This is a genomic window from Solirubrobacter soli DSM 22325 (assembly GCF_000423665.1).
Taxonomy (GTDB): Bacteria; Actinomycetota; Thermoleophilia; order Solirubrobacterales; family Solirubrobacteraceae; genus Solirubrobacter; species Solirubrobacter soli.
This window is the reverse complement of sequence record NZ_KE384074.1, coordinates 212,478-233,314: the sequence shown is the minus strand read 5'-3', so window position 1 is coordinate 233,314 and position 20,837 is coordinate 212,478. Positions and strand designations below refer to the sequence as shown.

The following is a 20,837-nucleotide window of genomic DNA, read 5'->3' as shown; positions in this document are numbered from 1 at the left end:
CACGCGCGGCGAGTCGGCACGGCGCCGCAATGCCGCGGCGCCCACCGATGCCACGGCGTCTAACGCGTCAAAACGAAGCGGCCCACGAGCTCGTTGAGCTCAGCGGCCGTCGTCGCGAGGCCCTGGGCGGACACCGCGATCTCAGAGGCGGAGTCGCCCGTCTGGGACGTGGAGGCCGAGACCTCCTGGGCCGCGGCGGAGGACTGCTCGGCGACGGCGGCGACGTCGGAGACCTCGCCGGAGGCGCGTTCGGCCTCGGCGGTGATCTGCTCGACGGCGGCGGAGATGTCGGAGACGCGCGAGGCCATCTCCTCGATGGTGACGCCGATCTCCTCGAAGGCCTGGCGGGACTGGGCGACGGTCGCGACGCCGTGCTCGGTGTGGCGGTGGCCCTCGGCGACGGCCTCGACGACGTGGCCGGTCTCGACCTGGATCGCCTCGACGATGCCGGTGATCTGGGCGGCGGCGGCGCGGGACTCCTCGGCGAGGCCGCGGACCTCCTCGGCGACGACGGCGAAGCCCTTGCCCGCCTCGCCCGCGCGGGCGGCCTCGATCGCGGCGTTGAGCGCCAGCAGGTTGGTCTGCTCGGCGATCGAGGTGATCGTGTCGACGATCCCGCCGATCGTGCGCGAGCGGGCGGAGAACTCGTCCATCGCGGCCTCGACGGCGGCGCTGGAGTCGGCGATGCGGCGGATGCTGTCGGTCGCGTCCTCGGCGGTGCGGGCGCCGTCGGCGGCGGCGCGACGGGCGCTGTCGGCGGCCTCGTTGGTCGCGACGGCGATCCCGGCGGAGGACGCGGCGGCGCGGGCGGCCTCTTCGACCGCTGTGCGCGTGGACTCGACGAGCCGCACCTGACGCTCCGCGCCGGACGCCACCTCGTTGACCGCGCGCACGATCTCGTTGACGGCGCGGCCGGTCTCCTCCGAGGAGGCGACCATCTGCTGCGAGGCGGCAGACACGGTGCCGGCGTTGGCCGAGACGGTGCCGATCAGCGAAGCGAGCTCACCGCGCATGCGGTTGTAGCCATCGATCGAGGCGTGCGTGGCGTCCATGATCTCGTTGGCGGCGACCGCGATCTGGCCCAGCTCATCGCGCGTGGCGACCGTGATCGGCTGCGTGCGCGGCTCCAGCTCGACCGTCAGGTCGCCGGCGGCCAGCGCGTCGAGCGCGGCCGAGAGATCGCGCGAGTCGTGGTCGCGCAGGTCGGTCAGGCGCTCGGAGATGTCCGCCACCGTGCGGCGGGTCGAGACGAAGAACCCGAGGAAGAGGAAGCCGGCCAACACCGCGGCGATCACGACGATCAACGCGACCCGGTTGCGCGCGGCGGAGAACTTGTCCATGCGCGCGACGAGCAGCGAGTCCAGGCGCGGCGCCGCGGTCTTCTGCAGCGCGGCAATCGCCGCCAGGGCGGCCTCGCCACGCGCGACGTTGTCGGACGCGACCTTGCCGGAGCCGGTGGGATCGACACCCGCGGCGACCTGCTCGGCGGCGCCGGACGCGGCTCCCAGCCCGTCGCTCAGCGCGGGCTTGAGTCCCGCGTCCGCGGTGTTCTTGAACGCGGTCTGAAGGCCGGAGCCCATCGCGGCCGTCGTCGCCCGCAGCGCGCCCTGCGCACCCGCGAGGGCGATCCGCTGATCGAGCGTGTCCTTGGCCGTCACGACCACCTGCAGGTCACCCGCGCGGCCGGCGTTGTCGGCCATCCCCGGCAGCTTCGTGATGAGCGTGTCCATCACGTAGTAGGAGTCGAGGTCGGGGTCGAGGATCAGCTTGGAGCCGTCGCCGACGGAGACGATCAGGCCGACCGCGGCGGCCGCGGCGGCGTCGAGCGACTTCGCGTCCTTGCCCGCGAGGATCGTCTCGCGCGCGTCCGCCCAAGCCTTGTTCATGTTGATGGCGGCGCCGTCGGCCTTGTCGGTGGCGTCGACGGCGGCGACGGCGGACTCGACGCCCTTCAGCGCGTCCGGCAACCCCGAGCCCGCGGCGGCGTCACCCGTCTGTGCCCGCACCGCGAGGCTGCGCGCCGCGATGACCCGCAGCGCCAGCTCGTTCGCGGGCGCGAGGTACCGGACGCCGACCCGCTCGGAGTCGGCGAACGCGAGTGTGTCGCCCTGGACGTTCCAGTACGCGTGCAGCGCGAAGGCCGCCGGCGCGAGCAGGACGAGGCCCAGCAGCGCGAACTTCCGCGCGTAGGTCAGCCGCGCCATCAGCGCGGCAGGCAGGTTCAGCGGGTTCATGGAGTTGCCTTCCGAGCGTTTGGTTCCCTTATCGGCCGGCGCGCTCCAGGATTTAGTACGAGTCGCTCATTGCGTCCTCATGCGAACGCGGGTTAGGCTCCGCCCACGTTGGAGCTTCTCGAGCGTGAACGCGACCGGAGCAGCCTGACCGCGGCGCTGGCGGAGTCGCGCGAGGCCGGGCGGGTCGCGCTCGTGCTCGGCGAGGCCGGGATCGGCAAGACCGCGCTGGTCACATCCGTGACGGCGAGCCTGACCGACCGCCGCGTCCTCTGGGGCGCGTGCGACCCGCTGATCACCCCGCGCCCGCTCGGCCCGCTGCGCGACGTCGCGCGCGAGGCGGGCGGCCGCCTCGCCGCGGTGATCGACGCCGGCCGCGAGCCCGTGCTCACCGCGGCCCTGGACGAGCTCGCCGACGCGGCCGTCCTGGTGATCGAGGACCTGCACTGGGCCGACGACGCGACGCTGGACCTCGTCGCGCTGCTCGGCCGCCGGCTGGTCCGCTCGCCGGGCTGCCTGATCATCACGAGCCGCAACGAGGCGCTGCCCGAGGTCCGCCGCGTCCTCAGCGCGCTGCCGCGGGAGTGCGTGCGCCGGATCGAGCCCGACCCGCTGTCCGCCGACGCCGTCGCGCAACTCGCGCGCGAAGCGGGTCGCGACGCCGCCGACCTCTACACGGTCACGGGCGGCAACCCCTTCTTCGTCACCGAGGCGCTGGCCACGCCCCCCGGCCAGCTCCCCGCGAGCGTCCGCGACGCGGTCTCCTTCCGCCTCACCATGCTCGACGCCGCCGCGCGCGAGGTCGTCGAGCTGTGCGCGGTCGTGCCGGGCGCGACCGAGCTGAAGCTGATCCCCGGCCCGGCCGCGGCGATCGACGCCTGCATCGACGCCGGCCTGCTGCAGCTGCGGGGCGAGACGCTCGCCTTCCGCCACGACCTCGCGCGGCTCGCCGTGGAGGAGGCGATCTCGCCCGTCCGCCGCCGCGAGCTCGACCAGAAGGTGCTGCGCGCCCTGGAGGACTCAGGCGACGCCGACCTCGCCCGGCTCGTCCATCACGCGCGCCGGGCGGGCGACGTCGACGCGATCCGCCGCCTCGCCCCCGAGGCCGCGAAGGCGGCGAGCGCCGCATCGGGCCACCGGCAGGCGCTCGCCCACTGGGAGGCGGCGAACGCGGCCGCCGGCGGCGAGGACCCCGAGGCGCTCGAGGGCATCACCAGCGAGGCCTACCTCTGCGGCCGCCTCGACGTCGCCGTCCAGTCCGCCCGCGCGCTGCTCGCCCACCACCAGCACGACCCGCTCAAGCAGGGCGACGCGTTGCGCTGGCTCTCGCGCGTGCTCTGGTGGTCGGGACAGGGGGAGGAGGCCCGCAACCGCGGCGACGAGGCGATCGAGGTCCTCGAAGCCTTCCCCGACAGTCGCGAGCTGGCGATGGCGATCAGCGCCCGCTCGCAGCTCGCGATGCTCTCCGAGGACGCGCAGTACGCGATCGAGCTCGGCGTGCGCGCCGTCACGCTGGCGCGCGCGCTCGACGACGCCGAGATCATCTCCCACGCCCTCACGAACCTCGGCACGGCGACGTTCTTCGGCCCCGGCGGGGACCGCGGCCGGGCGCTGATCGAGGAGGGGTTCGTGCTGGCGGCCGGGATCGGCCACGACGAGCACGCGGTGCGCGCGCTCGTGAACCTCGCCACCGGCACGCTGATGCGCCGCCGCGATGACCGCCGCGTGGACGAGGACATCGAGCGCGCGCTGCGGTTCGCGCGCGAGCGCGAGCTCGACGGCTACTACCAGTACGCGCTCGGGATGCGCGCGACGCTGCGGGTGCGGCGCGGCGAGTGGCGCGCGGCCGAGGTCGACGCGCACGACTCGATCGCGATGGGCAAGCAGTTCGGGGTCAGCCAGTGCCCGTCGCTGATCGTGCTCGGCCGCCTGGCGGCGCGGCGCGGTGACCCGTCCGCGGGCGCGATCCTCGACGAGGCATGGGAGCTCGCGGTCGAGACGCAGGAGCTCCAGCGCCTCGGGCCCGCCGCGGCGGCGCGCGCGGAGCACGCATGGCTGGAAGGCGACCTCGAGGCGACGATCGCGATCGCGCGGCCCGCGTACGCGCTGGCCGACGAGCTCAACGACCGGTGGGCGAGGGCGGAGCTCGGGTTCTGGCTCTGGCGCGCGGGAGCGCCGGCGCCGCCGCGCGAGGACGATCCCGTCCCGTACGCGGCGGCGATCGCGGGCGACTGGCGCGCGGCGGCGGCCGCGTGGGCCGACATCGGCTACCCGTACGAGCGCGCGGAGGCGCTCTCGGAGGGCGACGATGAGCAGGCGCGCCTAGAAGCGCTGACCACGTTCGACGCGTTCGGCGCCGAACGTGCGGCGCTGCGGCTCAGGCGGCGGCTGCGGGCCGACGGCGTGCGCCGGATCCCGCGCGGGCCGCGGGCCGCGTCCAAGTCCGGACCGGCCGGGTTGACGCCGCGCGAGACCGAGGTCCTGGACCTGATCGTGCGCGGCGCCACCAACGTGGAGATCGCCCAGGCGCTGGTCATCGCGCCCAAGACGGTCGATCACCACGTCTCGGCCGTGCTGGGCAAGCTCGGCGTCTCCTCGCGGCGTGAAGCCGGCGCCGCGTTGGAGCGCCTCGGTATCGCCTAGACGCGCGTGCCGACCGCGAGCAGGTACTCCATCTCGAAGCGGGCCTCGGTCTCGGTGCCGACGTTCCACTCGCGGCAGAAGTCGTCCAGCGCGGCGTCGAACTCCTCGGCGCGCCCGTTGCGGGCGGCGTTGGCGCGGATGCCGATCGTCGGGCCGTAGCGGGCCTTGAAGAACTCGCCGTAGGCCAGCGGGTGCTTGAAGGCGGTGATGTCGAGGACCTGACGCTCCATCGAACGCCACTCGACGGCGTCGCCCATCAGGCCCTTGAGGTGGGTCTCGGAGCCCCAGAGCGGAGGCGGGGAGGCACCAGCGGGCGGCGGCGGCGCGAACTGGCCCATCATGCGGAACAGCGCGCCGAGCATGCCCTCGGGGGTCCAGCTGAGGAGGCCGATCGTCCCGCCGGCGCGGCAGACGCGGACGAGCTCGTCGGCGGCCTGCTGGTGGTGGGGGGCGAACATGACGCCGATCGAGGACATGACGATGTCGTAGGACTCGTCCTCGAACGGGAGGTGCTCGGCGTCGGCGGTCACCCACTCGAGCTCGGTCGCGGACGCCTCGGCCACGCGCGAGCCGGCCTGCAGCAGCTCGGGGGTGAGGTCGGACGCGGTGACGTGGGCGCCGCGCTGGGCGGCCGGGATCGCGGCGTTGCCGGTCCCCGCGCCGACGTCGAGCACGCTCACGCCCGCGCCGATGCGGCACGCCTCGACGAGGCGGGGGCCGAGCGGCAGCAGGAAGGTCTCGACCATCTCCGGGTAGTCGCCGGAGGCCCACATCGTGCGGTGGCGCTCCTTGAGCTCTCGGTCGGAATCAGTGATTGAAGCCATGGACCGAAGCTACGGGCGTCCATATAGGGAGCGCATCGGGAACCGTTCCCTATCTTGGGCGCGCTCCGGTGGTTTACCGCAAGTTTGACGCGAGCAACACGTCCTTACATCTGGACGCTTTAAGAAAGCAAGCGAGAGCGTCCAGAGAGTGAGTCATGTCGATCCTCCCCACCCCTCGCGGGGCGCTCTGCGCCGCGCTCGCTGCGGGCTGCGTGCTCGCCACACCCACCATCGCTCGCGCGGATTGCGCTGACGCGGACCTGTACCCGGCTCCCGACAACCTCGACCGGGTGCGCAGCGCCGTCGTGTGCCTGCACAACGAGGAGCGCGCCGAGCGCGGGCTCCGTTCCCTGCGCGCGGACACCCGGCTGCGGCGCGCGGCCGCCGGACACTCGGACGAGATGGTCGAGGAGTCCTACTTCGCGCACGACTCGGCCGACGGCTCGGACTTCGTCGACCGGATCCTCGCCGCGCGCTACGTCGCGCGCAACGACGGCTACTCGCTGGGCGAGAACCTCGCCTGGGGGACCGGCAACCTGTCGACGGCGCGCGGTGTCGTGGACGCGTGGATGCGCTCGTCGGCGCACCGCGCGAACCTGCTCAAGAAGGCCTACCGCGACATCGGCGTCGGCATCCGGTTGGGGGTCCCGCAGGACGCGGGCGTGGGCGCCACCTACACGATCGACTTCGGCGTCCGGTCATGACCATGGTCCGCGCCGGGCTGTTCGGACTGTCGGTGCTCGTCGCGACGTCGCTGTCGGCGACGTCGCGCCCCGCCGCGGTGTCGATCCATCGGGACACGCGCGCGGAGCTGGCCGACATCAACCTCGCGGTGGCCGTCGCGACCGCGCAGGAGCAGGCGGGCGGCGCGGACGGCCTGCCCGTCGCCTGGTGCGGGGAGCCGCGCGGCGACGACGACGTGGCGCACGCCGCCACCGCCGGCGCGCGGATCAAGGTCGTCTACGCGTTCGCCGCCGACCGGCCGAACCGGTTCGCCGAATGGGCGGACGCCCTGCAGGCCGACGTGGCGATCACCCAGCGCTTCCTCAGCGCGCAGACCGGCGGGCGCAAGGCGCTGCGCTTCGACATGGGAACGAGCTGCGGGCCGACGTTCGCCGACATCCAGACGGTCGCGCTGCCCGGACCGCGCGCGCAGTACGCCGACGACTTCGGCGCCCTGGCGAGCGCGGTGCGGACCGCGATCGGCGACGACGGGACCGCGCGCAACGCGGTCATCCTCGCCGACGGCCTGGCCGGCGGGGCGGTCGAGTACGGGCTGGGGGAGACGTTCATGGGGGCGGCGGGCGAGCGGCCCGGGCCGGAGAACCCGCACAACCGCGGCGGGCTGTCGGCGATCCTCTTCAGCCGCGACGGCGCTCCCGCGCCGGGGCCGGGCGCGCGCGGGTGGTGGCCCGAGGGCTTCCTGCACGAGATCACGCACACGCTCGGCGCCGTGCAGTGGAGCGCTCCGCACTCGACCCAGCCCGCCGGCGGCAGCGATCCCCGCTACGGCCACTGCTGGCAGGGCGCCGACGTCATGTGTTACACGGAGGACTCGAGCGCCGCGCACGAGCTGGTCACCGATTGCCCGCGCCTGGACGGGATGATCCCGCAGAGCTACGACTGCGGGCGCGACGACTACTTCAACCCGGCGCCGCCGCCCGACAGCTACCTGGCGACGCACTGGAACACCTACGACTCGGCGTTCTTCGCGGACTGCGCCGAGCTCGCGCCTGGCTGCGGCGGCGGCGAGCTGTGGGTCCCGTCGCCGCCGGCGGCGACCGACGGGCCCGTCGTCATCGGCACCCCGCGCCGCGGAACGGCGCTGAGCGTCAGCAACGGACGCTGGCTGAACCGCCCGACGACCTTCGGCTTCCAGTGGGAGCGCCTGACCGCGCGCGGGTGGCGCGCGATCGCCGGCGCGACGCGACAGCGCTACACGCCGGGCGCCCCCGATCTCGGTCGTCGCCTGCGGGTGACGGTGATCGCCGGCAACGCCGACGGCGCGGCCGGATCGACGAGCGCAGAGACGGCGCCGGTGGGCGCGATCGGACTGCAACGGGCGAAACGGGCCACGCGGAGAGCCCGATGAGGGAACCCTTGCGAATGCGGCCGCTCCGGGCGATCATGCCGCGGGGATGCGCCTGGACGAGTTCCTTCGTCACTTCGTGCTCGCGGCGGCGGCGGCCGATCGTCGCTTCGCGCGCACTCAGGATGCCCGCGACGTCCACGCGGGGATCGCCGTGTGGGAGAGCCTCGTAGAGGACGGCGGGCTGGGGGATTGCGAGCCCGCCGAGCTCGTCGACGCCCACCTCGCCGCATCGATGCTCTACGCCCGCCGCTTTGAGGTGCGTCAGACGGCGAAGGACCTCGCGCTGGCCCGCCGCGCGCTCGAGTTCGCACGCACCCACGCCCGGCCGGGTTCGTTTGCGGACCTCCAGGTGCGGATGTCGACGGCCGCGTGGCTGATGTTGCGCTTCCACGCCGATCGCGACCCGGCGGACCTCGACGAGGCGATCGCGATCTGGACGATGCTGCTGGGCACCGACGCCGGCGCGCTGGCGGCGGCGAACCTCGGCCGCGCGCTGCTCGCGCGCCACGAGCTCTCCGGACGGCCGCAGGATCTGGAGGACGGCCGCCTCCTGCTCGGGCACGCGACCGAGGAGATGCCCGCCGATCACCCGGCGCGCGCCGACGTCGAGCTCGCGCTGCGCGCCGCGAGCTGAGCGTTTGCCCGACCTCTCGTACCTGGTCGAGACCCGCCTGCAGCACCCGGAGGCGATCGCCGAGGCCGCGGCCGCCCGCGAACGGCCGACGTGGCCGCCGGCGAAGCTGTTGGTGATCGCCGCCGACCACACCGCGCGCGGGATGATCGAGGCGGGCGGGAAGCCGATGACCGACCGCGGCGACCTGCTCGACCGGCTCGTCGTCGCGCTCGCCCGGCCCGGCGTCAACGGCGTGCTCGGGACGCCGGACATCATCGAGGACCTGCTGCTGCTCGGGGCGCTCGACGGCAAGGTCGTCTTCGGGTCGATGAACCGCGGCGGGATCGCGGGCGCGCGGTGGACGATCGACGATCGCTTCACGGCCTACGACGCGGCGGCGATCGAGGCCTTCGACTTCGAGGGCGGCAAGCTGCTGTTGCGCATCGACCCGGACGACGAGCGCACGCCGCGCACGCTCGAGGCCTCCGCCCGCGCGGTCTCCGACCTGGCCGCGCGACGGCGGATCGCGATGGTCGAGCCGTTCTGGTCCGACAGCTCGCCGGAAGGCGCGATGCGGGCGATCTCGATCGCGTCCGCGCTCGGGACGACCTCGGCCTACACGTGGCTGAAGGTCCCGATCGTGGCCGACATGGAGCGGGTGATGGCGGCGACCACGTTGCCGTCGCTGATCCTGGGCGGTGGCGGGCCGGCGGCGTACGACGCGTGGGCGCACGCGCTCTCGCTCCCGCCTGTGCGGGGGCTGGTCATCGGGCGTTCTTTGCTGTATCCAGACGACGACGACGTGGCGAAGGCCGTCGACACGGCCGCCGCTACCGTGGGAGCGACGAAACCAGAGAGACCGTGAGGAACCCTCCGTGAGCACCGTCCAGCTCGAGACCATCGACCATGTGATCGGTGGAGCGCCGACCGCGGGCGCCTCGTCCCGCACCGCCCCCGTCTTCGACCCGTCCACCGGTACAGAGCAGCGCCAGGTCCGCCTTGGCAGCGCCGCCGACGTGGACGCCGCCGTGCAGGCCGCCAAGGCCGCGTTCGCCTCCTGGAGCGACACGTCGGTGGTGCGCCGCGCGCGGGTGATGTTCGCGTTCCGCGAGCTCGTCGTGCAGCACACGGACGAGCTCGCGCGCATCATCTCCGCCGAGCACGGCAAGACCTTCGAGGACGCCAAGGGCGAGGTCATCCGCGGCATGGAGGTCGTCGAGTACGCGTGCGGCATCGCGGAGCTGACGAAGGGCGAGTTCTCCGACCAGGTCTCCACCGACGTCGACCTGCACTCGTTCCGGCAGCCGCTGGGCGTGTGCGCGGGGATCACGCCGTTCAACTTCCCGATCATGGTCCCGATGTGGATGCACCCGGTCGCGATCGCGACCGGGAACACGTTCGTGCTCAAGCCCTCCGAGCGCGATCCCTCCGTGAGCAACTTCGTGGCCGACCTCTACAAGCAGGCCGGGCTCCCGGACGGCGTGTTCAACGTCGTCCACGGCGACAAGGAGGCGGTCGACGCGATCCTCGACCACCCGGACATCGCCGCGGTGTCCTTCGTCGGCTCGACCCCGATCGCGAAGTACATCCACGAGCGGGCGAGCGCGCGGGGCAAGCGCGTGCAGGCGCTGGGCGGGGCGAAGAACCACGCGATCGTGATGCCCGACGCGGACCTCGACTTCGCCGCCAACCACCTGACCGCCGCCGGCTACGGCTCGGCCGGTCAGCGCTGCATGGCGATCAGCGTCGCGGTCGCGGTGGGCGACGCGGCCGACGAGCTGGTCGAGAAGCTGCGCGAGAAGGCGCTGGCCGTGAAGGTCGGCCCGGGGCTCGAGCCCGGCTCGGAGATGGGCCCGGTCGTCACCGCCGCCGCCCGCGACCGGATCGTCGACTACATCGGGCGCGGCGAAGGCGACCTCGTCGTCGACGGGCGCGAGCTCCAGATCGAGGGCGACGGGTTCTGGGTCGGCCCGACCCTGATCGACAACGTCTCCACCGACATGTCGGTCTACACCGACGAGATCTTCGGCCCGGTCCTGGTCGTCACCCGCGTCGGGACGCTCGACGAGGCGATCGAGCTGATCAACCGCAACTCCTTCGCCAACGGCGTCGCGATCTTCACCGCCTCAGGCCAGGCCGCCCGCACCTTCCAGCGCAAGATCCAGGTCGGCATGATCGGCGTCAACGTGCCGATCCCGGTCCCGATGAGCTTCTACAGCTTCGGCGGCTGGAAGCAGTCGCTGTTCGGCGACCACCACATGCACGGCCCAGAGGGCGTGAAGTTCTACACGCGCGCCAAGGTCGTCACGACCCGGTGGCCCGAGTCGCTCGACCAGGCGCACATGCACTTCCCCACCGCAACCTAAAGGGGCCTGACCCCTTTATCTAAAGGGGTCAGGCCCCTTTAACCGCCGCGCGGATCAGGTCGGTCACCTCGTCGGGGTGGCTGACCATCGGCACGTGGCCGGAGTCGACCTCGACGGTGGTCGCGCCCATGCGGGCCGCGAACTGGCGCTCGGCGTCGGGCGGGATCGCCTGGTCGGCCTTGGCCACCATGTACCAGGACGGGTGCAGCTTCCAGGTCGGGGTCCCGATGACGTCCTCGAACGTGCTCAGCGAGATCGGCTGCTGCGTGGCGAAGAGCACCCGCGCTTTCTCCGGGTCCACGCCGGACGCGAAGCGGGTGACGAAGTCGTCCTCCGGGATCCAGGCGAGCTGCTGGTCGTCGACGAACAGGTGCTCGAGCGCCGGCGTCGGCGGGCCGCCGCCGAGCAGCGCGCCGAGCGACTCGCCCTCGTCGAGGCCGAACGCGGCGATGTAGACGAGCGCGGCGACGTTCGGCGCGTCCTCGCCGAGCGCCGTCAGGACCTGGCCGCCGTAGCTGTGTCCGACGAGGACGGTGGGGCCGTCCTGCAGGCTGAGCACGTGGCGCACGCGGGCGACGTCGGCGGTGGTCGACGTCTCGGGCAGCTGGACCGCGGTGACGCGGTGGCCGTCGTTCTGCAGGGCCGGGATGACCGCGCTCCAGCAGGAGCCGTCCGCCCATGCGCCATGTACGAGGACGATGTTCATGCGCGGGATCGTGCCGCGTCGCGCTGCGCCTTCGCTTACGTCGTTCGACTGCCTACACGTGGTCGACGAACAGGTCGACCTGCAACTCGGCACCGTCCACGTAGGCGTAGGGGCTGAGGTCCGTGATCCCTTCCTCCGCGAGGACGTCCTCGCACAGGTAGGTGTTGCCCGTGCACTCGCGGCTGGGGCGAGTCAGGATCGCGTAGGCGGCGTCGGCGTAGACCTCGGGCTTGCGGGCGCGGGCCATCGCCGCGTCGCCGCCGAGCAGGTTCTGGACCGCGGCGGTCGCGACCAGCGTGCGCGGCCACAGCGCGTTGGAGCCGATGCCGGCCTCGCGGAACTCCTCGGCCCAGCCGAGTGCGCACAGCGACATGCCGTACTTGGCGATCGTGTAGGCGATGTGCGGGCCCAGCCACTGCGGCTTGAGGCCGATCGGCGGCGAGAGCGTGAGGATGTGCGGGTTCGCCGCCTCGCGGAGGTGGGGGACGCAGGCCTTGGTGACGACGAACGTGCCGCGGGTGTTGATGTCCTGCATCAGGTCGTAGCGCTTCATGTCGAGCGCCTCGGTCCCGCGCAGGTCGATCGCCGAGGCGTTGTTGACGACGACGTCGATGCCGCCGAACTTCGCGACCGCGGCGGCCACCGCCTCGCCCACCGAGCCCTCGTCGCGGATGTCGCCGACGAACGGCAGCGCGGTCCCGCCCGCCGTCTCGATCGCTTCGGCGGCGGTGTACACGGTGCCCTCGAGCTTCGGGTGCGGCTCGGCGGTCTTGGCGATCAGCGCGATGTTCGCGCCATCTCGAGCGGCACGCAGCGCGATCGCGAGGCCGATGCCGCGCGAGCCGCCCGAGATGAACAGCGTCTTGCCTTGGAGGGTCATCGCCGCGGACGCTACCGCGCCCGCAGCGTGACCTTCACGTCGACCACCTTCGTCGCGTTCCCCGATCTCAGCTCGAGACGCAGCACGAGCTTGACCGCCTTGCCCGTCTTCAGAGCCGGCTTGAGCTTGAGCGTGACCTTCGCGCTCTTGCCCTTGGCCAGCAGCGAGAACGACGCGATCTTGGACTGCGCCTTGGGCTTCTTCGCGGCCGTCAGCAGCGTCGCCTTGCCGGTGAAGGCGAATGCCTCCTTGCTCGTGAGCGTCACGACCGCGCTGGTACGGGTGACCTTGCCGAGCTTGACCGTGACCGGCGTGGCACCGAACGCCGGCCCGGGGGAGGGCGTCGGCGTCGGCGTGGCGGACGGCGCCGGCTGCGGCGCGGCCACCGTGTAGGTGAACGTCCGCGTCGCGGTGTGGCCGAGCTTGTCCGCGGCGCCCACCGTGTAGCTGAAGGTGCCCGCGGCCGAGGTGTCGAGCGCGGCGGGGACGTCGCAGCTCGCGATGCCCGAGCCCGCGTCGGCACACGTCGCGTCCGGGACGGCCGCCTGGCCGAGCGCGTACGCCACGCCGTCGGTGCCCGTGATCGCCGGCGCCGTCGTGTCGATCCGGACCGGCAGATGCGCGTCGGCCTCCGCGTTGCCCTTGGCGTCGACCGCCGAGAACACGAAGTCGGTCACGCCCTCCGCGCCGACCCGCTCCGTCACGGTGGCGGCCGAGACCTGCTTGCCCGCGTAGCGCAGCGTCTTCACGCCCGATCCGCCGGGCGCGTCGACCGCGTCCAGCTTCACGTCGACCGGCCCGCCGTACCAGCCGCCCACGGCGCCACCCGGCAGTGTCGCCGTCGTCCGCGGCGGGGTCAGGTCGCAGGGCGCGAGCGTGACGGTCGCGTCGGGCGTCCCCGGCGCGGTCTCCTGGTTGCCGACCGCGTCGCGCGCCATGACCCGGAACGCGTAGGCCTTTCCGGGCGTGCCCGGGTACGTCCCGGAGGTCGTCGCCGTGTCCGCCAGCCACTTGCTCCACGTCAGCCCGCCGTCCTTGGAGACCTCGACGTCGTAGCTGACGACGCCGGAGCCGGTGTCGGTGCCGTTCCAGGACACCGGTAGCTTGCCCTCGCAGGTGGCGGTGCCGAGCGTCAGCGTCGCCGCGGGCGCCGCGCCGTCGACCGTGTTCGTGTGCGTGTTGGTCTCGATCGGCGCGTTGACGTCGAACGTGATCGTCGCCTTGGCCGCGATCGCCGTGCCCTGAGCGACGCTGTCCGGTGTGCCCGCGCGGTAGTCGACGTGGCCCTGGCCGCGGCGTGTCCCGTCCTCGGGCGGGAGGAAGCCCGCGGTCGGGGACCCGTCGATCTCACCCGTGTTCGGATCGATCGTCTTCAACGTCCATGTGATCGATCGCGCACCGGCGTTGACCGCACCGTCGACCCGGACGATGTCGCCGTCGTCCTGTGGGACGTCCTTGTGGTAGGTCGTCAGCCCGGCCGGCACGGCGAGCTCCACCTTGCCCCAGCCGACGCCGCCGAGCGTGACCTGGTCGACGTCGACCGACGGCGAGAGCGTCGTGACGACCTTGACGACGGTCGCGGGCGCGCTCGCGGGCTGCTGGCCGGGCGGGATGACCGAGCCCGGGCCGAGGTTCTCGAAGCGGATCGAGTACCCGAGCGTCTGCGCGCGCGGGATCCACTTCTGCGCGCCCACGCCCGCCGGCCCGAGGATCTCGTTCGGGTCGTTGGAGGTGATGTTCTCGATCTGCCCGCCGCTGGAGACCGGCGGCTTGGGGCCGCGGTCGAGCGGCTCCGGGCAGCGCTTCTTGGCCTCGTTGTACTGGTTGAGCAGGTCGTTGATCTCGCGGAGCATCTGCTCGTAGCGGCCCTGCGCCTCGAGGTAGCCGTTGGCGCGTGCCGCGACCTCGTTCGGGAACTCCTCCGCCGCGCTGCTGATGTCGATCAGACCCTTGAGGATGTTGATCAGGCTCGAGAAGTTCGCCAGCTCGCCGCCCTCGGCGCCGTACTCGACCGCGAAGGACGCCAGCGTGTCGACCATGTCCTTGAAGTACTGCGTGTAGTCGACGGCCGTGAGCGGGTCGAGGAGCCCCTGGCCCTGCGTCGTGAGCGTGCCCACGTAGTTGGCCAGGTTGCCCAGCGCCTGGGACAAGGCCGGGGACACGTTGGGCGGCAGCTCGGCCATCGTCGCCAGCGCCAGGAACGAGTTGGCGGTGAACTGCGCGGACATCGTCATCAACTTCTCGATGTCGGCGCGGTTCTGGGTGTCGACCGCGTCCCACGCCTCGACCCACGCCGAGAACGCGGCCAGCTTGGCCCGCTGCTTGAGGCGGATCGTGTCGATCAGCCGGTCGGCGGTCGGGCACGGGCCGGGGTAGTCGGCGATCACCTGATCCCACCCGGCCTTGTCCTTCTCGTTGAGCTGCGGCGCCTTGAGCCCGCTGAACGGGGAGGTGTACTCGTCGTAGGCGGGATCGTGCTCGGGGTCGGCGACGACCGGGTACCCGTCGTCGTCCAGCGTGATCGTCTCCCGCGGCGCGGCCGCCCGCACGGCCTTGGCGGACGACCCGACCGTGACCGTGCGCGTGCCAGCGCCCGCCCCGCGGACCTCGAACGTCCCGGCGGGGAGCGGCCCGAAGTGCGCGACCGCGTCCGGTCCGACGGTGCCGGCGGCGGCGATCGTCACGCCGGTCGCCGGGTCGACGACCTCCACCAGACGCCCGACCGCGCCCGCGCCGACCTTGACGTCGAGCGTGCCGCCCGTCGTCACCACGGCAGCGTCGGCGGTCGTCGAGCCCGCGGCCACCGCGCGCTTGACCAGTGGCGCCGCGCCGGGAGCCAGGACCCACACGTCCTGGCTCCCGGTCAGGCCCGCGATCGAGTAGCGCCCGTCGGCGCCGGTGGTCGCCAGGCGATGGTCGGCGACGACGAGCGCTCCCTCGACCGGCGTGCCGGCCTGGGTCACCCGGCCGCCGATCGGTGACCCGGCGGTGGGCGTGACCGTCACCGCGTTGGCGCTCGTGGTCGCTCGCGCGGACGCCTTGCCGGCGGCGCGCGCCTCGACCGTCAGCAGGCCCGCGGGCATGCCGGGAAGCGTCACGGTGGTGCCTGTCGCGGTCCGCACCGACGGAGCGCCCTCCTCGCCCGCGGGCCAGACGCGCACCTGGGCGCCCGCGGTCGTCGTCACCGTCAGCGTGCGCGTGCCGAGCGTCAGCGCAAGGCCCGGCTGATCGACGCCCGCCACGACCGTCACGGCGCGGCTCGCGCGCCCGCCCGTGGGCGAGTCGGCGACCAGCGTGTAGGCGCCCGGCTGCGTGACCCGGAACCGGAAGCCGCCGGTCGCGTCGGCGGCGACGCGGGCGACCTCCGAGCCGTCGCGCAGCAGCAGGACGGTCGCGTCGCCCTTGCCGACGGAGCCGGAGAGCTCGGTCACGCCCGTGACGAGGTCGACCGTGCGGGCGTTCTCGTTCACGGCCGCGCTGCCCTTCGCGCCGCCCGCCTCGACCCGGTACGTCCCCGGCTTGAGCGGCTTCAGGACGTAGTTGCCGGACCCGTCGGTGAGCGCCGAGGCGGAGTGCGCCCCGTCGAACGCGGTGACGCGCAGGCCGCGAACGGGCGTACCCGCCGCGGACGTCACCGTGCCGGCGATCGATCCGTTGCCCGGGTCGGGATCGGAGCCCTCCACGGGCGCGTAGCCGGTCGGGTAGAGCTCCGCGTCGACCTTCATGAACGCGTGCCCGACGAGGGTGGTCGAGCGCACCTCGACGATCACGGTGCGCGTCGAGAGCGCGGGGATGACCTGCGCGTCGCCGAGCTGCGTGTCCGCGACCATCAGCCGCTTGGCGAAGTCGGTCGCGCCGACGGCCCGCAGCTCGAGGTCGGTGCCGGTGAAGCGCACGCCGTCGAGCTGCACGTCGTTGCTGCCCGCGTTGCGGATCGACAGGAGCGCCTGGCCGACCCAGCCGTAGCGCAGCGACGCCGGCACGCTGAGCGAGGCGTACAGCGCCGACGACCCGGCCTGGACCGTGATCGGCGTGTTCGCGGTGCCGGACGGCGTCGTCACGACGAGCAGCCACTGGCCCTGGGCGGCGCCGCGCATGTCGAAGCGGGCGGAGAACTTCGAGCCGTTCTCGGGGCCGGAGGTGATCGTGCCGACGCGATCGGGGAGGCCGGCGCGGGTGAGCTTGGCCTTCGTGCCGGGCCCGAAACCGCCGCCGGAGACGACGACCGTCGCGTTGCCGGCGATGCCCAGGCTCGTCGGGGCGGCGTTGGTGATCCCGACGTCGTCCGGGTCGATGCGGCCGACGCCCGTGGCGACGTCGAGCGTCGCGTTGACCGGGCGCTTGAGCCGCAGCAGGAACCGCTTGACGCCCTCCACCACCTGGTCGTTGACGACCGCGACCGTGACGGTCCGGGTCGTCGTGCCCGGCGGGAACGTGAGCGTGCCCGAGCCGGCGACGTAGTCGGCGCCCGCGGTCGCGGTGTCGTCCTCGGTCGCCCAGTCGACGGTGACCGGGTCCGTCGAAGCCTTGGACATCGTCACCGTGAAGGTCAGCGGCCCGGCGCCCTCGAGGATCGAGGCGTCGCCGATCGTCAGCTCGCCGGTGGGCGGCGGCGGGACGCGCCCGGTCAGGACCGCGCCGGTCGCGTCGTGCGAGAGCGTGTAGAAGCGCCCACCGGTGAGGTTGGCGAAGACGCCGGTGCGGGTCTCCGAGAGCACGGGCCGGTAGGTGTCGGTGTTCGGGGTCGGCGTGTAGCCCGCGGCGGTGGTCACGTCGAGCGCGCCGTCGAGCGCCGCGGGGCCGTCGACCGTGAGCTGGTCGTAGCTGGTCCCGGCGACCTTGCCGCCGACGTCGATCGCCAGCCTCCCGGTGGGGGTCTGCGTGTAGGACGCGGCGACGCGCACGATCTGGTCGAACACGTCCTTGATCTGGAGCTTGCCGTAGGTCCCGGCGCGCCCGACCTCGATCGTGCCGGCGTTGGTCACCGGCCCGGTCAGGACGCCGGTGCCGCGCAGGCGTCCGCCGAGGATCTTGATGTCGGCGATCGGGGCCGCGCGCCAGCTGCTCAACGAGGACTCGGTCATGTCGGTGGTGCCGCTGGTCTGCGTGTAGCCGCCCATGACCGACACGCCGGCGTGGTCGAGCGTGACCGTGCCGCCCTGGTTGGTGATCAGCGGCTGGCTCGGGATGGCCGAGCCGAGGAAGCCGGAACCGAAGTCGGTCTTGACGTTCATCGTGCCGGTGTTGATGACCGCGAGGTGGAGCTCGCGGCCGCCGCCCGTGCCGACGACGATCGAGCCCGCGTTGGTCAGCTTGTACGGCTGGCCGTCATCGTTGAGCTGGGCGCCCGGGACCGCGCCGTCGGGGCCGACCTGGATCGCGCCGTTGTTGGTCACGTCGCGGTCGCGCACGAAGAGCTGACCGCCGGTGGTCGCGTCGCCGATCTGCACGGAGGCGTCGGCGCTGATGTCGGCGGTGAGGTTGACGCCGTTGGCGATCTTGTAGGCCATCGTGCCGGGGCCCGACGGGTCCAGCTGCCCGCGCAGGCCGCCGCTGGAGATCGTGACGAGGCCGATCGCGCTGCCGCCCTGGTGCTTGAAGGTGTTGCCTTCGACGTTGAACGAGCCCGTCGCGGTGATCGTGCCTGCCGTCTGCGTGACCGTCTGGCTCGCTACCCGCCACAGCAGCAGCCCGTTGGCGCCGACGGTGACGTTGCCTGCGAGCTGGTGGTCGAGCGTGCGGCCGTCGCTGTTGACGTACACGCGCGTGTCGGGCTCGACGTTGAACTGGCCGCCCGCCGCGATCGTCAGCGGGATCGTCGTGAGGTTGCGGATGCCGCCGACGCCCTTCTGGGCCTCGAGACGGCCCGTGACGGTCAGGCGGTGCGACGCGCCGTCGAGGCCGTTGATCGTGGTGTCGTTGGCGGCGGTGCTCGTGAGATTGACCCGCCCGGCGACGGTGCGGGGCGCGGTGAGGGTGAGCTGCGCCGTGCTGCTGTTGCTGCTGTCGGCGTTGATCGTCGCGGCGGCGTTGACGTCGCCGACGAGCTTGACGACGCCGACGACGTGGTAGGTCGCCGCGCCCGGGCCGGACGGATCGAGCGCGGCCCCGTTCTGGAGTTGCAGCTCGCCCGGGACGGTGCCGCCTTGGTGCACGTAGGTGCCGAAGTTCTCGATGCTGAACGTGCCCGGCCCGGTGATCGAGCCGGCGGTCTGGGTCACGGTCTGGGTGCCGGATTGCACCCCGAAGTACGCGCCGGCGGCCACATTGACGGTCCCCGCGAACTGGTGATCGGTCACGGCGCCGTTGCCCAGGTACGCCCTCGCGTCCGCATTGACGTTGAACTGCCCCGCGGCGGCGATGGTCACCGGCACTCTGAACCAGCGGTTGCCGCCCGAGCCCTTGGTGACGTCGATGCGGCCGGTGACCGTCAGCCGCTGTCCGCCGTTGAGTTCCGTGTCCTGCGCGTTGGCGCCGGTGGTGGTGAAGGTCATGCGGCCGGCGACCGTGCGCGGCGCGGCCAGCGTGAGGTTCGCGGGCTGGCCGCCGTTGGCGTCGAGGTTGACCGTGGCGGCGGCGTTGACGTCGCCCGCCAGGTTCGCGTAGCCGAGGACGTGGTAGGTCGCCGCGCCGGGTCCGGACGCGTCGAGCGAGGAGCCGTTATAGAACTGCACCTCGCCGGTCACCGTCCCGCCGGAGTGGACGAACGTGTTGCCGTTCTCGAAGCCGAACGTGCCCGCGCCGGGGATCGTGCCACCGGTCTGGGTCACCGTCTGGTTGCCCGACCGCACGCCGAGGTAGCCGCCGCCGGCGATGTTCACCGTGCCGGCGAGCTGGTTGTCGGTCGTGCCGCCGGTGTCCATGACCGCCGTGGCCAGGGCCTCGACGTTGAGCTGGCCGCCGGCGGCGATCGTCAGCGGCACCTTGAAGTGGCGCGTGCCGCCCACGCCGCGCTGGACGTCGATGCGGCCGGTGACCGTCAGCCGTTGGCCGCCGTTGAGCTCGGTGTCCTGGGCGTTGGCGCCGGTGGTGGTGAAGGTCATCCGGCCGGCGAGCGTGCGCGGCGCGGCCAGCGTGAGGTTCGCCGGTTGGCCGCCGTTGGCGTCGAGGTTGACCGTGGCGGCGGCGTTGATGTCGCCACCGAGGTTCACGTAGCCCACGACGTGGTACGTCGCCGCGCCCGGTCCCGAGGCGTCGAGCGTGGAGCCGTTCTGGAACTGCAGCTCACCGGAGGTCGTGCCGCCCTGGTGGACGTAGCGGCCGCCGTTGGTGACGAACAGCGTGACGCCGGCGGCGACCGTGATCGCGCCGCCGGTCTGCGTGATCTGGGCCGGGCTGCTGCCGCCGCCCTGGACCCAGACGTTGCCGTTGGCGTTCCAGGCGCCCGAGGTGATCGTCTCGCCGGCGTCGTTCTGGAAGACCATCCGGGTACCCGCGTCGACCGTGACCGTGCCCGTGTTGGTGATCGGGATCCGGAAGTTGCGGTCCGTCCCCGCGACGCCCGTGACCCGCAGCGTGCCCGCGTTGGTCAACCGAGCCGCGGCGCTGATGTTGGTCAGGTACGTCCCGTGGAACTGATCGGAGCTGTCGAAGACGAGCGTGCCGCTGTTGGTGCGGTCGCCGTCCATGCGCAGGTAGCCGTCGTTGGTGCGGCCCGTGACGCGCACGGTCACGCCCGCCGGGATGTTCGACACCAGGTCGACCGTGTTGTTGGTCTCCACGGTCGAGGCGCCCGCGCCCGTGAGGTCGAGCTTGGCGTCGTAGGTCTTGAACGGGACGCCCGTCTGCGAGGTGATCGCCCGCACCCGCATCGTCCCGCCCTGGAACTGCATCGTGCCCGGGTTCGCGATCGTGCCGGAGAGCGTGATCGCGGCGTCGCCGTAGCCCGTGGCGTTCAGCAACGCGCTCGCGTTGGCCGTCTCGAGCTTGCCCGTGCTCTCGAACGTGTTGGCCTCACGGTTGATGTTCAGGCCCTGGTTGGCGCGGATCGTGCCGGAGCTGGTGATCGGGCCGCCGGTGAGGACCGGCCGGTTGTTGCCGGCCGGGATCGTGCCCGTGTCCTCGACGGTGCCGTCATTGAGGAGCGAGCCGTAAAGGGTCGCGTTCTGCTCCAGGCGGATCGTGCCGTGGTTGATGACGTTCGCGGCGCGGCCGTCGATGTACTGGGACTCCTTGATGACGGCGGTGACGCCCGCGCCGACCGTCACCCCCTTCGGCGAGGTGCCGCCGGTGACCGTGACCGTGTAGCTGCCGGCCGGGAGGCACGCGCGCTCGATCGTGTTCGGCGCCGCGCCGCCGCTCCATCTGCTCCCGTCGTTCCAGTTGCCCGAGGTTCCGTTCCAGGTTCTGTCGCAGGGTGGATCCTGCGCGGCGGCGGTGGGGGCGAGGACGGCGAGGAGCGCCGTCGCGACGAGCAGCGAGCGGAGAGCGGCGACCATGGAGGCGCGAGTGTCTCCGCGCTCTCATCACCGATCAATTCGGA

General features: G+C 72.6%; 11 protein-coding genes. 6 read left to right on the top strand and 5 right to left on the bottom strand.

Annotated elements, in window-relative coordinates:
• Nucleotides 1-59: 59 nt before the first annotated feature.
• Nucleotides 60-2,234, bottom strand: coding sequence for a methyl-accepting chemotaxis protein (locus tag G569_RS0143580; RefSeq protein WP_028068071.1), 2,175 nt, complete (start codon nt 2,232-2,234; stop codon nt 60-62).
• Nucleotides 2,235-2,342: 108 nt separating this feature from the next.
• Between G569_RS0143580 and G569_RS0143575 the strand changes: the two genes are divergently transcribed.
• Nucleotides 2,343-4,874 (top strand): AAA family ATPase, encoded by a 2,532-nt coding sequence (locus G569_RS0143575; protein WP_028068070.1) that lies wholly within the window; start codon nt 2,343-2,345, stop codon nt 4,872-4,874.
• Here the strand turns inward: G569_RS0143575 and G569_RS0143570 are convergent.
• On the bottom strand, nt 4,871-5,698 hold the full coding sequence (locus G569_RS0143570; protein ID WP_028068069.1) for a class I SAM-dependent methyltransferase: 828 nt from the start codon (nt 5,696-5,698) through the stop codon (nt 4,871-4,873). The genes G569_RS0143575 and G569_RS0143570 overlap by 4 nt on opposite strands.
• Nucleotides 5,699-5,853: 155 nt before the next feature.
• Here G569_RS0143570 and G569_RS56700 point away from each other — a divergent pair, with 155 nt between their 5' ends.
• Genes G569_RS56700 through G569_RS0143545 form a run of 5 tightly spaced genes read left to right on the top strand, consistent with a single transcriptional unit; the run spans nt 5,854 to nt 10,769 of the window.
• Nucleotides 5,854-6,402 (top strand): CAP domain-containing protein, encoded by a 549-nt coding sequence (locus tag G569_RS56700; RefSeq protein WP_053227867.1) that lies wholly within the window; start codon nt 5,854-5,856, stop codon nt 6,400-6,402.
• Nucleotides 6,399-7,790: a hypothetical protein gene (locus G569_RS0143560; RefSeq protein ID WP_028068068.1), complete on the top strand. Its 1,392-nt coding sequence runs from the start codon at nt 6,399-6,401 to the stop codon at nt 7,788-7,790. Before G569_RS56700 ends, G569_RS0143560 begins: the two co-directional genes overlap by 4 nt.
• Nucleotides 7,791-7,836: 46 nt before the next feature.
• Entirely contained in the window at nt 7,837-8,424 is a 588-nt protein-coding gene (locus G569_RS0143555) for a hypothetical protein (protein WP_028068067.1), read from the top strand.
• A 4-nt stretch (nt 8,425-8,428) separates the two neighbouring features.
• On the top strand, nt 8,429-9,268 hold the full coding sequence (locus G569_RS0143550) for a Cgl0159 family (beta/alpha)8-fold protein (protein ID WP_028068066.1): 840 nt from the start codon (nt 8,429-8,431) through the stop codon (nt 9,266-9,268).
• 10 nt (nt 9,269-9,278) lie between these two features.
• Entirely contained in the window at nt 9,279-10,769 is a 1,491-nt protein-coding gene (locus tag G569_RS0143545) for a CoA-acylating methylmalonate-semialdehyde dehydrogenase (RefSeq protein WP_028068065.1), read from the top strand.
• Nucleotides 10,770-10,797: 28 nt separating this feature from the next.
• Here G569_RS0143545 and G569_RS56695 read toward each other — a convergent pair whose 3' ends face one another.
• The 3 genes from G569_RS56695 to G569_RS0143530 are packed head-to-tail and all read right to left on the bottom strand — an operon-like array spanning nt 10,798 to nt 20,793.
• Nucleotides 10,798-11,475, bottom strand: coding sequence for an alpha/beta fold hydrolase (locus G569_RS56695; protein ID WP_037503515.1), 678 nt, complete (start codon nt 11,473-11,475; stop codon nt 10,798-10,800).
• 52 nt (nt 11,476-11,527) lie between these two features.
• Entirely contained in the window at nt 11,528-12,355 is an 828-nt protein-coding gene (locus tag G569_RS0143535) for an SDR family oxidoreductase (RefSeq protein ID WP_028068064.1), read from the bottom strand.
• A gap of 11 nt (nt 12,356-12,366) precedes the next feature.
• Nucleotides 12,367-20,793, bottom strand: a complete 8,427-nt coding sequence (locus tag G569_RS0143530) for a carboxypeptidase regulatory-like domain-containing protein (RefSeq protein ID WP_028068063.1) — start codon at nt 20,791-20,793, stop codon at nt 12,367-12,369.
• Between the last annotated feature and the right edge of the window lie 44 nt (nt 20,794-20,837).